The organism is Ornithinibacillus halotolerans (assembly GCF_014637405.1).
Classification (GTDB): domain Bacteria; phylum Bacillota; class Bacilli; order Bacillales; family Amphibacillaceae; genus Ornithinibacillus; species Ornithinibacillus halotolerans.
This window is the reverse complement of record NZ_BMEY01000003.1, coordinates 190,000-206,452: the sequence shown is the minus strand read 5'-3', so window position 1 is coordinate 206,452 and position 16,453 is coordinate 190,000. Positions and strand designations below refer to the sequence as shown.

Annotated in this window: 12 protein-coding genes and 1 pseudogene; 2 read left to right on the top strand and 11 right to left on the bottom strand. The window is 36.5% G+C overall.

The window, feature by feature from the left end; genetic code table 11:
- Nucleotides 1-274 precede the first annotated feature (274 nt).
- From IEV35_RS04145 to IEV35_RS04125, 5 genes are all read right to left on the bottom strand, one after another.
- A complete protein-coding gene (locus IEV35_RS04145) occupies nt 275-508 on the bottom strand; it encodes a hypothetical protein (protein WP_188383439.1) in 234 nt (77 codons plus the stop codon).
- A 267-nt stretch (nt 509-775) separates the two neighbouring features.
- Nucleotides 776-2,065 (bottom strand): TIGR02679 family protein, encoded by a 1,290-nt coding sequence (locus IEV35_RS04140; protein WP_188383438.1) that lies wholly within the window; start codon nt 2,063-2,065, stop codon nt 776-778.
- 34 nt (nt 2,066-2,099) lie between these two features.
- Entirely contained in the window at nt 2,100-6,242 is a 4,143-nt protein-coding gene (locus tag IEV35_RS04135) for a TIGR02680 family protein (protein ID WP_188383437.1), read from the bottom strand.
- Nucleotides 6,243-6,246: 4 nt separating this feature from the next.
- Entirely contained in the window at nt 6,247-7,395 is a 1,149-nt protein-coding gene (locus IEV35_RS04130) for a TIGR02678 family protein (RefSeq protein ID WP_188383436.1), read from the bottom strand.
- Between the two features lie 4 nt (nt 7,396-7,399).
- A complete protein-coding gene (locus IEV35_RS04125; RefSeq protein ID WP_188383435.1) occupies nt 7,400-8,911 on the bottom strand; it encodes a TIGR02677 family protein in 1,512 nt (503 codons plus the stop codon).
- Between the two features lie 750 nt (nt 8,912-9,661).
- Here IEV35_RS04125 and IEV35_RS04120 point away from each other — a divergent pair.
- Nucleotides 9,662-10,138, top strand: a complete 477-nt coding sequence (locus IEV35_RS04120; RefSeq protein WP_188383434.1) for a hypothetical protein — start codon at nt 9,662-9,664, stop codon at nt 10,136-10,138.
- 114 nt (nt 10,139-10,252) lie between these two features.
- Here IEV35_RS04120 and IEV35_RS04115 read toward each other — a convergent pair.
- The 4 genes and pseudogenes from IEV35_RS04115 to IEV35_RS04100 form a co-directional block, all read right to left on the bottom strand.
- A pseudogene (locus IEV35_RS04115) lies at nt 10,253-10,819 on the bottom strand (Uma2 family endonuclease).
- A gap of 120 nt (nt 10,820-10,939) precedes the next feature.
- Nucleotides 10,940-11,782, bottom strand: coding sequence for a carbohydrate ABC transporter permease (locus IEV35_RS04110; RefSeq protein ID WP_188383433.1), 843 nt, complete (start codon nt 11,780-11,782; stop codon nt 10,940-10,942).
- A gap of 20 nt (nt 11,783-11,802) precedes the next feature.
- On the bottom strand, nt 11,803-12,696 hold the full coding sequence (locus IEV35_RS04105; protein WP_188383432.1) for a carbohydrate ABC transporter permease: 894 nt from the start codon (nt 12,694-12,696) through the stop codon (nt 11,803-11,805).
- A 54-nt stretch (nt 12,697-12,750) separates the two neighbouring features.
- Entirely contained in the window at nt 12,751-14,082 is a 1,332-nt protein-coding gene (locus tag IEV35_RS04100; RefSeq protein ID WP_188383431.1) for an ABC transporter substrate-binding protein, read from the bottom strand.
- Nucleotides 14,083-14,269: 187 nt separating this feature from the next.
- On the opposite strand from IEV35_RS04100, the gene IEV35_RS04095 reads away from it, so the two are divergent.
- On the top strand, nt 14,270-15,076 hold the full coding sequence (locus IEV35_RS04095) for an alpha/beta fold hydrolase (RefSeq protein WP_188383430.1): 807 nt from the start codon (nt 14,270-14,272) through the stop codon (nt 15,074-15,076).
- A 35-nt stretch (nt 15,077-15,111) separates the two neighbouring features.
- Here IEV35_RS04095 and IEV35_RS04090 read toward each other — a convergent pair whose 3' ends face one another.
- The gene (locus tag IEV35_RS04090; protein WP_188383429.1) at nt 15,112-15,285 is read right to left on the bottom strand and encodes a hypothetical protein; all 174 of its coding nucleotides are present in this window, start codon (nt 15,283-15,285) and stop codon (nt 15,112-15,114) included.
- A gap of 121 nt (nt 15,286-15,406) precedes the next feature.
- Nucleotides 15,407-16,453 carry a serine hydrolase domain-containing protein gene (locus tag IEV35_RS04085; protein ID WP_188383428.1) on the bottom strand — a complete coding sequence of 349 codons (1,047 nt, stop codon included), beginning with the start codon at nt 16,451-16,453 and terminating at the stop codon, nt 15,407-15,409.

The following is a 16,453-nucleotide window of genomic DNA, read 5'->3' as shown; positions in this document are numbered from 1 at the left end:
ATTCCATCAACTATTTTTCTCTCTTAAAAGAGGCTTTCTGTCCTTTCCCGATTAATGTATGTATAACTTGATTCACATATCACCGAATAAAACATTTTCTTGTAATATATTCTCAGCGGATATGCTCTATTATTTAATGCAATGATGAAAGCTATTACTTTCCTTTTTTGCTAAAAAAAATATAGCATGTTTTGGCATACTAATTCAATAGTTTTTTTAATAATATTTTAAGTTTTTTATTCAGATTAATTAATAGGGAGTTTTCTCTTAACTCTTACACTCTTTCTTTCTTTAAAATCCGTACTTCTGTCCGAGCATCAGCTAAGTCTTCGGTAAAGATATCTAGCTTAGTGTCGATATGTTTGACATGGTCTTTGATACCTTCGACTTCTTGTTTAATACTTTGAACATCATTTTTAAGCTCTTTCATTTCGCTTTTAACTTCTTTTACATCTGCCGATAATTCTTTAATCGCTTGAAATACATCTTGCATAGAAATTTCAGCCATGGAATCACCCCTTTTTTTATTATTATTCATACATTACCACGAATCTATTTATACAACAATGTAGCAAAATAAGGAAGTTCACATGAGAAAGTTGCTCAATTTTTATATTTCTCTTAGAAATTTTTGATATTCTAATTAGTATAAGTATGTCGAAATTCAATTTTACAAAATATATGCTTATTTTTACTTCTAACACTTTATTCTTAACTGGAGTGTGTATCAATGGCCAAAAATAAATTCACTCTATTATTTCCGGATAATTACAATTTAAATTTTCTGTCTAATATCCGTCAACATCCATTCTACTAACGCTTCCTGATATCCTGCTTTTCCATACTCTAACATTTCATTTGCAACTTTTATTAAATTATCCTCTGAAATACCTTTTAATTTTTCCAAACGTTCTTTTGTTAATGGTTTGACAGGATTACTCTTTTGATATGCCATAATATCCATATGCCATAATTTTACTTTATCTTGATAACGATTCACCATTCGTTGTGCCATTCCTAAACCTTCCGGGTCAAAGTCTCCAGCATAATGTAAGATACAGCCATGTTTCACTAGTAAGTCCATCAATAATAATGTGGCTAATTTGAATTGCCCATTTGTACAAATAATTGGAGCATTAGGCACTTGGTCAAGTATTGCAGAACAAACACCAGAATTTTCAACTATCCAGACGTCATTTCCCTTTATCGGATAAATGTTTTTCAAATTGACAAGTTCTCGCAAAGGAACAATTTGTACCGAATGACATGCTACCGCTGCACTCCAGACTGGATGAATTTCACCATCTGAACGGTCAGCATATAAATTTGCACAGGTGACAAAATTTAATAAATCGTCCCGGTAGATATGATAGCGTTGTAGTAATTCATTTATTTCTTCCGTCCCAGATGGAACAATAATCGCTTCCTCACCAGACTTCGAATGAACAGTTAGCACATGTAAAAAAACCTTTCCTAAATCTTGCTCCAAATCAAATGCATGTGGGTCACCAGTAATACGTTGACTAAACATCGGTAAACGCTCCACTTCATTCGGTAAACCATAGATTGCTAAATCCAAAAACTCTACAAGATTACGAAAACGCTCTGGCTCCTCCATTGCTAATCGTACTATCCATCTACTATCTGATGAGTAAGTTTCTAAATGTTCTAGCCAAAAGAAGAGACTAGGATATGATTGTTGTAATTCCTGTAAAAGTTGTTTTAATCGATTTTCTTTTTCTAATGCAGATTGTTTTTTTGAGATAATTTTCTCTCCATAAAAAGCATCCAATAAATCCTTTAGAGTGATCCCGGCAAAGCGTGTTTCCTGTATCTTACTTTCAAAAGCCAAAATGGAGATAGACTTTTTCAATAGCAGTTGTTCTACTGTCATCCCAAAAAAACCACCAATTACTTCTAGGTCATCGTGTGAAAATTGCCGAACTGGTACAGTTCCACCAATCCGGCCAAGTGATTCATATTTTTTGCGCATATGGATAAAAAGCTGTTGATATGCTTTTTCACTTTTGAAAAAGGCTACCGCTTCTTTTAACTTTAATTCCACTGTAATTTCCCCAATCCATACAAATACTAATTCTTTACACCTCTACTACTTCTGTTTGTTCATTATCAACAAGTAACGAGCGCTTATTCCCATCCCAATGATAGCGAATAACCGTCACAAAGTCTTGGTTTTTCGGACGAACAATTTCACAGATAGAAAGAGATGAAATGGTTTCATAGTCCCCCCATAGAACTTGGGAATTCATCATGTAGTCAAAACCAAGTTCCTCAACAATCCGGAACATGACACTAATATTATCTTCATCCACACCTGCAAACGCTTCATCTAGTGAAATAATATATGGTGCACTTGGATCTGCCTCCTGATAACGTGAGTAACAAGCTGTAAATAAAGGAATATACATAGCCATCGCTTTTTCCCCTCCACTAAACTGGAAGAAAGCATGGTTTGTTAACTCACGTTTTGGTTCTCCTTCTCGTTTATAGGAAAGAACAAAGGAAAACCAATTTCGATAATCCAATACTTCCTTTAGAACCTGTAATAATGTATTCCCCTCCCCCTTAAGTGCAACAAGTTCTTTTGCCCGATTAATTTTGGACCTAAAATGCTCAATGACTTTATCAATATCTTCGTCCTTTAATAAACGGGCGTCGCGTCGTAATAAATCAACTAATTCTTTTGTATCAAGCTCTGCCTCTGTTTCAGCAGTACGAGGTTTCCAGCGAATAGAAAACGACAAGCCAGATGATGAATCACTGGAGGTCATTAGTTTGTCCATCTTATCTGTCCAACTCTGTGCTCGGCCAATCCGACTACGCAGTTTTTTTCCTACTGAATCAAATAATATTTCTTCATACAATTTGCGGTCTTGATCATCCAAGAGATGTTGTTGGCGTAAATGATCTTTTTCTAGTTTTTCACGAACAAAATAAGGACTTACACGTTTCCCTTGGAAATCTAACTGAATTAGACGCCGGGCAGCCTTCTGTTTCCAGTTATTGATTTGAATGTTCTGTTCATCGGTCCATTCCTCAGCCATCCAAGCAAATTCCGGATGGGATTCCTGAATATCAGACATACGATATTCCATCAGATTGGACTGCTGTTCATAAAATGTACTAGTCAATTGGCTAGAAATTTGTGTACTATCTCTATCTTTTACTAGTTGTTTATAGGTTTTATGAACCCAAGTAGGATATTCTTGAGCAGCCAGTTCATCTGGTAAGGTTACAAATCCATACTGCACCTCTTGAGAAAATAGCTCTGACCATGCTTCACTTAAGTTTTGTAAAAAGGCGATTTTTTGTTGCTGTTGATTCATTTCATTTTGAAGAGTTTCCAGCCTTGTTTCCTTTCTAGGTAGTAGTTGTTGATTTTTACTCTGTTCGCTAGTTGCGATTGTTAAAGAGGATTGTACTTCTTGTATTTGCTTACGAATATCTTCGGCACCATGTAACTTAAGCTGCTTTTCAATTTCATTGATATTCTTTTCCTTCAAGCTTACCTTATCATGAAGCAAATTTAATTCTCCTTGTAACTCATCCACTTCTTCGATTAATTCCTCTAGCCTATTTTCAGCTTGGAGCAGGCTTCCTTTACGTAGCAGGTAACTAGTATGAAGGGTAATAATTTCCCCCAGCGCCTTTTCATAACTTCTCATGACGACTTTTGCTTCAGCATAAGCTTCATAAGAAAATGCAATATTTAGGCCACGTGTTTGATTATCTAGTGAGCGTTTTACATCTTGAAATTTCTTGGATGTTTCCTGTGCTTGACTATCAAGCCTTTGTAATTCTTTTCGAAGCTGTTCCATTTGGAATCGTTTTTCTTTAATTTGTTGGAATCCAACCTGTAAATCTTCATCAGTTGGGAAACGTTTCGTCGCATCATCAGCTGCTTGAATAGCTGCTTGAAACCCAGCTATTTCCTGATTAGCTAACTCCATTTCCAGTTTAAGCTCGTCAATTTCTGCTGTAATCGTTGCGATTTGCTCTTCACGATATCGTTTCCTAGCATTTCTACCAATAAAACGAACGGATTCAACTTCTACTGCATGCCCATGAAGTAAACCGATTTGATATGTTCCATCCTCATGAATAGAAAACCCAGAACCAGTGTCCCCTTCATCCACAAGAATACTCCGTAAGACCTCATCAACTAATACCGGAGAAATAGTAGAATCCTCTGCTAAGTCAGGAATTAAATAATCGGCAAGCGTATGGGCCATCATATTTGGTTGAGGTATAATTACACGGTCATGGTTAATTTGCGTATACGGATCTGTAATTAATGCATCTAGCACTCCTGAATCTAAAAGGGCCGCTTCGATGCGTTTCCTCACTTCCTCTGTCACATGTTCCTGAAACTCAACCGCTTCATAAAAAGCGACAAATGGCTGTCCATTCTGTAATAATAATTTACGCGCCTCTCTTGTTGCTTCCTGTTGATTTGGTGGCTCTGGGTCACGCTTTTGTTTCCAAGTAGAAAGCTCGATCTCCTTTTGAACCATTTTAGATTTTAACTCAGTCAGTTTACTATTCTTTGTTGCAATCTTTTCATGAATACTCATTTTATATTCATTATTTACCTGAATAAATGGAGCTCGTACTACTTCATAAGAATATGGCTCAAACAATTGATCCATAGAACGTGATACTTGATGTAGCAATGCTTCATCTATTTGGAAAAATGGATACTCGTCAATCCATGCGTGTATTTCATTTAATTTCTCCTGCTTATCTCGTTCAAAGATCCCTCCCCAGTCTTTTTCTTCCTGCTTGATTTGATCTAATTCAAGCTGTTGATCCGCAATATTTTTTTGAAATTCTACTAGACGTTCTTTTAAATTTTCATAGGTACGAAGCTCTTCACTTATCTTGTCCAGCACTTTTGCGTGATTTTCCGCTTCTTTGCTCCAAACGGTGAAATCAAAATCATTTATCTTGTTACGATAAAAATCCTGCACATTTAATTCATGTCGTTCGAAAGAAGATTCCGCTGCATCATTTTGCATATCCATAAGAATGTCAGCAATACGTTCCTCATCTGCAACAATCTCTCCTTCTATTTTCTTCCGTCTTTCCTTTGTATCCAGCTCTTGTCGTTTCTTATCTGTCAGCTGTTCATCTTTTTTCTGTGCATCTTTCTTCAATTCATCCAAACTATGTTGTTCATCGGTCAATTCTTTCTCTAAGTTCCATACTTTATGCCCATGTAGTCTTGCTTGTTTTTGTTCTAATACAGAAATGGCCTGGCCTAATTCTAGATTTCGATTCACTAAAGCCTGAATCTCCTTGGCAAGTGTTGCTTCCTCTTGCTTTTTCTCATCTAGTATCGCTATTTCCTTTGTATGTTTTCTTTTTACTTGAATCAATTCTTGGGCTGTATCTGCCATTCGATATTCGTTATAGGCATCATAACGGTTGATCAGTTTTACCAATGCTTCCTGCTCACGTTCTAATTGTTCTACTTGCTGTTTCGTTTGGTCCATATGCTCAATCGTATCGGATAAATGTCGTAAATCCACATCTGTTAACGGTGGTAATGCTGCTTCCAAAATCTCGTAAATAACGGTTGGTTTGAAATCCTTTGAAAGTTTAGGGCTCCTTAGTTGAATTAATAATTTGATCAAGTCCTCATAGGCTTCTATCTCTTCAAATCCAAAAATATATTTATTAACTAATTTCATATATTCCGTCTGAGTCCGTACAACATAACCTCCAGACCCAATTCGATTTTCCAACTGAATACGTGATAAAGGAATCTGCTGTTTTTCTCCTGCATTTCGTTCCACTTCAAATAAAGCAAAATCTTTACCAATTCTACGATTATCGGTAATAACAAAATACCAAGCATTTAACGTCTTATTTCTACGTGCTTGCAGTCCCATTCCAGTCGTAATATATTGATTTGTATCTTCCCGTTTATATTCTATAAAAAGATAACCTGTTCGTTCGTCGCGATTAACAATATCTTTTTCCCCTAATAAATAGTCTTCCATTTTCCTAGCTTTTGAACCAAACGGATCTAAGCGGTCAGGTGACTTTTTCCCGTCTAATAAAACAGGTAAAATACTTTGCATGGTTACAGATTTACCTGATCCATTACTTCCCCGTAGTAGAAGCTTTCCATCCGAGAACTCAAAAATTTCATCATCATAGTACCAAAAGTTCAATAATCCAGCCCGATTCATTTTCCATTTATTATACTTTTTCATTTATTTAATCCTCCTTTTCCTGAAAATTTTTCGGGTAATGACCAGAGACTCTACCAATGAGTGGTTTAAACATGTAATGATTCGTAACCGCCTCCCTATCGAGCATCTCCCAATCCTCCAACAAATCTACTAATTCTCTTAATGTACTTTTTATTGTTCCTTCTCGATATTGTTTACTCCAACCTTCTCCGTATTGGGTGTGCAATTCGTGAATTATCTGCTCCAACTGAACCTCGGTTAGATGAATGTTTCCAAGTGCATTCGCTTGATAGATACCTTTGTTTTCCCGTAAATAAGTGGCAAAATGTAACGCAATATCCATGATGGCCTTTTGATCTGGAAAAAGTGTTAACTCTTGCTTTTTCTCTTCAGAAACAAGCATTGCAGCATTCTTAAAAATTTCAATTCGGAACAATGTATGCTCTTCAATATCATCTACGAGGCGGTTTCGATAGTTTCGGATATAAGCGAAATCTTGATCATCCTCCCCTTCACGATAAACAACCGGAGAAATAAACAGTTTGCGATAAACTCGTTTTCGCCTAGACTCTCCTTCATGACGTTCCCATTCACTAGCGAGAATTTCATCGATCGAATCATATTCAAATAAATCTTTAGGGTAGGAACGCATAAAATAGCGGGCGTAAACCGTAACTTCATATAATACTTCTTGTTCCTCATTCATAGCAAACTGGTCAATTTCCCCTTCAACCGTTTTTAAGATTGCTAGTTTTTCTAACTGTTTGATGACACGTACTAATGATTTTCGATGATTATAATTTGTCCAGTCTAATGGGAATTCCCCTGGATAGAGGTCCTTTATATCCTCACAAATATCGGATAATAAAAATTGTTCATCCACGGTACGATTTTCTGTAAATGCTAGGGCACAACAGAACATCGCGTAATCTCTTGGCTCTTGAAATTCCTGAATTCCCATCCAACTTTTCGGTTCTGTTGGTATTTTTTCTAATTTAATAAAATGTTGGTGTACTATCAGTTCAAACCCAAACTTTTCTTCCACATAACGTTTCAAAACTTTTTCTCGTTCTCGAACTAACTGATACACCTCAGGTTCTTTGGAACGTAATATCCAAAAGTTTTCCAAAAGAGTCCTTAATCCGGTTTGTGCTTTTTCATCAAAAACTTCCATTCTATCACCTCATATCAGCTGTAGAGGGACTCTCTCCACTAAAGCGGAATATGACAGCAGGCATTTCCATAATGCCATCCTCTGCTTTCAGCTGAATTCTTCTATCTTTCGAAACTATAACAGTTACAGTCCGGCCATGTTCTGTTTTAAACGTGTGGTCCTTTTTGGCCATTGCCTTTCCAATCCAACTTAGTAGCATTTTCCTTACATGTGTTTCAATAATTGGAAGTGTTTCCAAACGAATTTCATTTCCTTGCATGTATTTCTCAATTGCTTCTTGTTCCAATAGTTTTTCTTGTAAAAATTGAGCCCGGGCCACTTCTTTTTTCTTCTGCTGACTAACAATTGCACCTGGTCGTGTTTTTTCAGTATAATTCCTTATTCTTGGCTTTGTTTCATGCTGAATCGGTTTTTCGTCCCAAGTATCCGTGTATATATCATCTGTCGGCACATGGTCACTAAATAAATGTCTTGTATGGAAAACTCCGAAGGCAACTGCTGACAGTTGATGCGCATCCTTTATATCATCAAAAGAATCAAACCACTTTGCCAAATGTAAATAATCTTTTTTCCGGCTGCGAAAATATTGATGCCGTTCTCCAAGTCGCTGAACAACTCTAGTAATTCGCCGAATCTGTTCATTTGTCCGAGTTTGTAAACTATCTAACTCACTTTCACGATGTTCATTACCTAGGAACCAAGTCATCAAACTAAACCATTTTTCCTGTTGTTCTTCAAATAATTCTTGCTCGTTTAATCCATTGTCCTCGAATCTAGGAACATTTTGTTGGTGAATAATAACTTGATTAATTAGTGGACTAAGGGAGGTAATTTCAACTGATTTTAAAATTTGCTGGATTTTCAATGCTGTTTGTTGAAGGCCAATAATAAAATCACGAAGGTAAGTAGTAAACTGATCTTTAAACACTAAAAATGCTTCAGTCTGCATACGTTCTTCCGCCTGCTCACTATTGATATGAGCAATGTAATTAGATGTGTTCTTAGTAATAGATCGAAAGTATGTAAATACATCATTCCAAGCTTGTGCACACTCTTCTGGGGTTGGTAATGGGGTGTTTTTTAGCATCAATTCAATATCCACTAATGCTTGATATAACCGCTCAAATTCTTTTTTCTCTAATGAGCCTCCAAAAACAGCTCCCCCTTTTTCCATCTCTTGGAGCATCCGTTCAAATTCAATGGTATAAGGAGTACTTTGGTAACGAAAACGTTTCTTCTTAAATTCTTCAATCGTATGGGCTCTTCCCATCTCCTGACGTGCATTGACATTATTCCATTTCACAAGTTGATCTAGGTCTTGATGAAGTTGTTCTTCTGAATAACCTTCAAACCCTTGTAACTCTTTTAAATAGGAATAAATCTCCTCTGGAAATAGAAATTCACGCATACGTTCATGCTGAATATAAAAGTACCGCAAAATTGCTCTATAACTCCATGCTTTGTCTGCGGTTAAATAACTAGCTTCAATAACTTTCTTAAAAGGTCCCATATTCATCTAAATTCACCTACACTTTTCTACATAATTCTATTATAAATTTGGATGTTAATGATGTCTATTGGTATTTTTTATCGAATGAGGAAATTCGGGGCTTAGAACAAGGGGAGTAGTTTATTTTTTAATATCTATTTGGATCCATTAACCTTTTTACATGTACATATATTCCTCATCAAGTTATAAATTAATAAGGTTTATGGTATAATATAAATAGGTAACCGAGTGGCGGCAACCACCCGGTAGTAACTATAAACCGCATAAAGAGCGGTGACCGTAGAAAGATGTATTTTCAAAGAAGTAACCGCCTCATCCACTGGTCAATGGGGGCGGTTATTTCTTTGTCATGGTGACGATTAACGTTACAATCAGTGTTATAATCGCAAAAAAAGCTATTACTATATTTACTGACAGGTTAAGTGCTTCGTAAATCGTCATTGTACCACCTCACTTTTAAGGAGATGGTCTACCGCCCACCATGCTTCTATAGTTACTAATTGTATTATAACATTCTTGGACAACAAATAGAACGTATATTCTTCCTTATTGAAAAAGTTACATATTACCATCAGTCCAGCTTACACCTCCAATTGCATTCCCCAGCCTACCTTCTTTATCGTTTATTTTCATTAGAATATTACTAGAATTTCTTCATACTTTTACTTATTCAATTTATGAAACAAATCAATTGTTTTCATTTAACATACCAATGTATTATTGAAACTACTAGAAGCATATCGGAGGGGTAACGCTATGGCAAAAAAGAAGAAGAAAAGATCCAATACACCAAGACATAAGCGGCTAAACCGTCAAAGCAGAGTACAAGCTGCTAAGCACTGGATACCTAAATATGAAGGTAAAAACCTTGTGAACGGATATAGTAAGCATTTCGGTGTCAATAAGCTTACTGCGGTATATGAATTGGAACTACTAGGATATACGTTTAAGGAATCATATAAACAAAAATTGCGAGAATCTGAGAGACAGAAACAACGAAAAGCCGAAGAAAGAAACGCTCTTAAGAAGCAACAACAAGAGGAAGACATGTTTCCTGACAGTGATGAGACATTTGCATTTATTGCAGGGTATACAGAAGGAGGAGTCCCTTTTGGGATTACTTTGGAAGACTGGGAAGAGGACGAAACAGTAAAAAATGAGAAAATAATACAGGCAGAAAAAAGATCTATTTTTTATAAGAAAGAAGTCGAGGACGATGATTTACCATTTTAGTTAATAGTTAATGATGTGTTGCCGTTTTAGAACGGATAAAAGATTGGATATAGCCAGTCACCTTATTTTATTAACAGGAAACTGGCATAGTACCTTTCCTATCCCGCTTAATGTTTAATCCAAAAAAAGCTTTTCCACATCTACTTCAAATCCTAATAACACACTTGATTTTATAACTCCATTCTTTTTGACAATATCCGCTTGTTGGTAGTGACCAGCATCATCTAATAAGTATATTTGCACGGTATACAACATTGGGTTAACAATCCAATACTCTTTCACACCATATTTCATATAGAGATTTAACTTTGTTACTTAATCATGTGATTGATTAGAAGGACCGAGTATCTCAATAATCATCGTAGGAGATCCACTATATTTGTTTTGGTCTAATCCTGTTTTATCACATATGACTGACAAGTCTGGAGTAACTACTTTCGTTTCTTCTTGATTATCATCTGATAACTCAATATCAAAGGGTGCATGAAATACTTCACATTCCTTACCTTCTAAAAAGTTGAATAACTTTGCATGTAATCGCCCTGATATTCTTTGATGAAAAGTTGATGGAGATGGTGACATAAAAACAATACCATCAATATATTCGAGCAATTGGTTATTCCCTTTCCGCATTTTATAGAATTCTTCTAATGACAACTTTTTCTCAGATGGTACAATCATATGCTCACCCTTTCTTATCTCAAAATATTCAAGTCTATTATTTATTATATAATTTGGTAACTTAAAATGAAAGCACTAGTCAGGTTCAATCTTAGGGAAATCAAAAGAGTACTAAACAAGCTACCCCTTAATCGCTCCTTCTGTCATTCCTTTCGCAATCCGTCTTTGAAATATAGCATACAAAATAATTACCGGTACAATCGCAATGACTAAACTCGCAAACAAAGTGCCCCATGCATTTGTATATTGTGCTTCACTACTTATATAATCGATTGCTAAGGCAAGGGTATAATTTGTTTTTGTTTGTAAGAAAATCAGTGCCATAAAATATTCGTTCCAAAACTGGATACAATTCATAATGGTTACCGTAATAATTCCAGACATGGATAACGGGGTGACGATTTTAAATAAGATGCCATAAGGAGAAAGTCCATCAATCGATGCCGATTCCTCTAATGATTTTGGGATGGTACTCATAAAGCTCGTGAGGACAAAGATACTAAATGGCAGCTGACTTACAGCATAAACAATCGCTAATCCAAAAACATTATCTAATAAATTTAAATCATTTAGTAAGAAAAAAAGCGGAATCCACCCTAACACCATTGGGATCATCATCGCTGAAATATATAAAGTAAATAGCATTTTACTACCACGAAAATTAATTCGTTCGATAGCATAAGCCGTAGGAATTGCTAAGACTAAAGTTAACACAGCACCAATTGCCGTTACTATTAAACTGTTAAACACACTAATATCGATATTATAGTTGGTCCATGCTTGGCTAAAATTTGCAAAACTAAACGTTTCCGGCCAACCCCAAGGATTACGGTAAATTTCTGCATTTGACTTAAACGAGCCTAGAAACATCCAAAAGATTGGATATAACACAGCAATACTCCATAGAATTAACGGAATACGAATGCCTGTCCTTCCTAATATTTGTCCAACACTTCGCCTCATAGCCACCCTCCTTTTTCATGCTAATATTCGACCTTTTCACGACGCATGAGAAACTGTAAAAATAGAACAGTAATTAATGAAAGCACTAAAATCATGACACCGATTGTAGCACCATAGCCAAAGTTATATTGTTTAAAGGCTTGTTGATATAAGTATGATCCCATCACATGTGTTGCATTATTTGGTCCACCACCTGTCATAACTTGAACAAGGATGAACGAACCATTTAAAGTGGTGATAACAATGTACAATATCGATACTTTTATTTGTGGCCAAACAAGAGGTAAAGTTATTTTCCAAAACTGCTGCCATTCAGAAGCACCATCAATTTTAGCCGCTTCGTAATAACTTTTCGTTATGTTCGCTATTCCCCCCATTAACATAAGCATAAACAGGCCAATTCCTGCCCAAACTGCGGGAAGCACAAGACTTGGCAAGGCCCACTTTTCATCCCCTAGCCAAGGCTTAGCCCATTTTTCTAAACCTAAAAATTCAAGGCCTGAGTTTACCAGCCCTAAACTTGGGTTATATATAAACGTCCATAAAATACCAATAACGACAACTGACATTATATTTGGAAAGAAAAACACCACACGGTAAAAAGGTGCTTCTTTTATTTTCAATTGAGTAAGGGCGACAGCAAAGAATATCGCTAGTATCATAATTCCGATTATCTTCGTAACGACAAGAAAATAATCGTGAATAATTGTTTTTGGGATAATCACATCATTGAAAAGTTTAATGTAATTAGCAAAGCCAATAAACTCTTTATTACTTGAAGAACCTGACCAATCAAAAAATGAAAAGTACAATCCACTAAACAATGGATACAACGTAAAAATCGCAAACAAAATAAATGTAGGAAGTAAACAAAAAGCTAGAAACGTATATTTTTGCTTTTTAGACTGCACCATAACCATCACTCATTTCTTGAATGGGGACAGTCCCCACTGTCCCCATTCCCAATATTAATTTAATCCGGCGCGATATTCTGCAGCTGCTTTTTCCGCTTCTTCCACAAATTCTTCGGCTGTCATATTACCAAGCATTAGTGAAATTAATGCATTGCCAATTGGCGTTTCTAAATCAGCACTCATTGGATGTGGCTTTTCATAAATTTGTACAACATCAGGATCATTAATCATCGCATTTGCTTCGGTTAAGTAACCTGGAACATTTTCATTCTGAGTGAGGTCAACCCCATTTAAGTTCATGATTGCTCCCGTATGTTCTGAGAATGAACTTGCATATTCTCTTGTGAAGACAAACTCGACAAACGCTTTCGCGGCATCAGGGTTATCCGCTTCCTGTGCAATTGCGAGTGGACGTAAATCCGGAACAATTGCATATTTCTCATCGGCTGCATTCATTGGTGAAGGGATAAAACCAAATTCGAATCCATCTGGAATGTCATTTTTCATTTCATTCGGTAACCAGAACCCAACTGGAATAAACGCATTTTGGTGAAGTAAGAAGTTCATTTGCGACTGGGTATGGTTTAATGCCCCTAGCCCAGAATCAAACATTCCTTCATCCACCATTTTCTCCACACGTTTCATAATTTCTAGCACTTGGTCACTAGACCATGCACCTTCCTTACCAGTAATGACATCGGCTAACAATTCCTCGCCCCCTGCCGCTGCGAATGCAGGATAAAGCATACCGCGTAGGAAGTAATATGGATGCTGCCCTGTTGTTACGAAAGGATCAATGCCCTCTCCTGCTTTTATTTCAGCCATGGAATCCATAAACTCATCAAAGTTCGTTGGCACAGTATAGCCATTTGCATCGAATAGCGCTTTATCATACCACGTTCCCCACGTGTCAAACACTAGTGGTAGTGAATAGATTTTTCCATCATAATTAGCTGGTTTTACGATAAAGCTATCTGCTAGCTTATCGCCACCTTCTAATTCAATTTCAGACAACCAATCAGTTAAATCCATCAACTGGCCATCTTCCACCATTTGAGTTTCACTTGAACCTGCGCCATCAATGTACACGACATCAGGTGGATCATTGGAAACCCAGCGGGATCGCATTTCCTCGTTTACATTTGGACCTGCATATTCGATAACATTTACATCTGGATAGGCTTCTTTAAAGTCGGCAATGACTTCCTTCCACCATGAATCACCATATCCACCAACAAAATATTGAATTTCTAAGTCTCCAGCAATTTCACCATCCGTTCCAACATCTGGGCTGGAATTATTATTATCATTATCAGAGCAAGCTGCGACGAATAGTAACAGACCGATAGATAAGCATAAAATCCAAAATCGTTTCTTTAATTTCACTAGTTAACCCCCTTTTTTTCTAGTAAAGAATGTATGGATTTGCATTCTTCTTACATAAAAATATATGTACAACTTTGAAATAAATAACTTCAAAATCTCCTATTTTATGGTTTTAAGAGGACAATCCGTTCTATTACGTAACTCGTGCCAATAAACTAGACTATAAAAACAGATAGGGGGAATAGTCATGGCAGGAAAGTATATTGAGGTTGATGCGGGAGTAGAGCTTTATGTTCAAGATATTGGTGAAGGAGAGCCATTAGTATTTATTCCAGGGTTTACATTTACGACAGAAGTTTTTGAGAAGCAGGTCGCCTATTTTAGCAAAACAAACCGTGTAATTGTTATTGATCCGAGGAGTCATGGAAGGTCTACCATTACTGTACATGGCAATGATTACGTTACCCATGGAACAGATTTAAAGAAGGTGTTGGAGGAACTAGATGTAAATAACCCAACATTGATTGGTTGGTCATTTGGTTGCTTAACTGCTTGGGAATATGTGAAACAATTTGGCACGGAAAATATTAAATCAATCGTGTTAGTAGATATGCCACCAAAATCACTTTCTACTATGGAAACAGATTGGGTTGAGGGGGCATTAGATGACATTGCTGGGATTTATAATCAGTCATTGCGTACCCCACAAGGACAGCGTGAATTTATTACTGCCTATATTACAGGAGTAATGGTGCAACGGGATTTAACAGAAAGTGAATTGACTTGGTTAATTGAACAATCCATGAAAACACCTTATTATATTGCAGGAAACTTATTTGCGTCTGGAATGTTCTCAGACTATCGGAAAGAGGCAAAACTAGCAAGCACCTCTCTTCCAACATTAACAGTAGTTGCTGAGCATTGGGCCGACATAGCAACAGCATATACAAAGGCACTTTCACCTGATACACAAATTGAGGTGCTTGGTGGACATATGATGTTTTGGGAACATGATGAAAAATTTAATAGATTATTAGAAGATTTTCTAGGTTAATGAGGAAAAAGCCATTCTATCTGTGGGAATGGCTTTTATTTCATAGTCAATTCTTCCAGCAGCTTAATAACTCTTTCATTCTGCATCACTTGTTTCTCGCTATTTACTTTTGTTTGATAAACCCAAACTAATAGAAACACAGCAGCAACAATCGGCACAACCATGAAAATTAGCGAAATTAACATCCCTGACAATGCGAAAGCTTCCATCTTTATCCTCCATTCTTTTAGCTTTAAGTATTATCGTCCTTCATTAGGTTCATGAAGGACGATTTAACATCGCAGTAGGCATGCATGATGCATATAGTGACATTTGGCAAACTACTCCACACTAAAAATATCTCCGAATTACGTTATGCAATCTCGGACGTAATCGTAGAATAGCAGGCTTTCTCCCAAAATGAACACGATTCGTTAATAGAATGACATGCAGGTCGATCTGGGGATCAAACCAGATACTTGTACCAGTAAACCCTGTATGACCATATGAGCCTGCTGAGAAATAATCTCCACAAGAAGAATACGCAGGGCCCTTCAAAATCCATCCTAATCCACGAAACTCTTCATCAAATGGAGTATAATTTTGCCGTGATAAATGTAATGCAGTTTCAGAAATAATCTGCTTTCCGTTATAAACTCCATTATTCTCAATCATAGTTGCAAATTTAACTAGATCACTAATCGGTGCAAATAGTCCGGCATGTCCACTAATTCCCCCCATTGACTTGGTATTTTCATCATGAACGATACCAGTTTTATAAATTCCTAGCTTTTCAATATACTCAGTTGCTGCATAACGTTCCTTTTCAAATATTGGGTTGAATCCTGTTTCCGTCATTTCAAGTGGTGTAAAAACTTCACGTGCAACAAAGTCTTTAAATTCTTCCGTCGTTACAGTTTCTATAACTTTATAAAGTGTAATTAACCCTAGATCACTATAGATTACTTTTTCTCCTGGTTTATGTATAAGTGACTGGTTGTAAATACGTTCCATTATTTGTTCTGTAGTCAGGCCCTCCTTAAAGAATTCAATATGCGACGGTAATCCAGAAGTATGGGTTATTAGCTGCCTTAATGTTATATCATCTTTTCCTATTTGCCCAAATTCAGGTAAGAAATAGGACACTGAATCGTCTAGTCTCAATTCACCTTCATCCATAAGTTTTAAGAATGCAGGTAATGTTGCAACAACCTTCGTTAGCGACGCTAAATCAAAAACAGTATCCAACTGCATCGGAGCCTTTTCTGGATAAACTACTCTATTCCCAACTGCTTCATGTACAATTACATTCCCTTTATGAGAAACATGAATGACTGCACCTGGAATATGGTTATGTTCTACCTCTTTTTGTAAGAAGTCAATTATCTTATCGCGCAT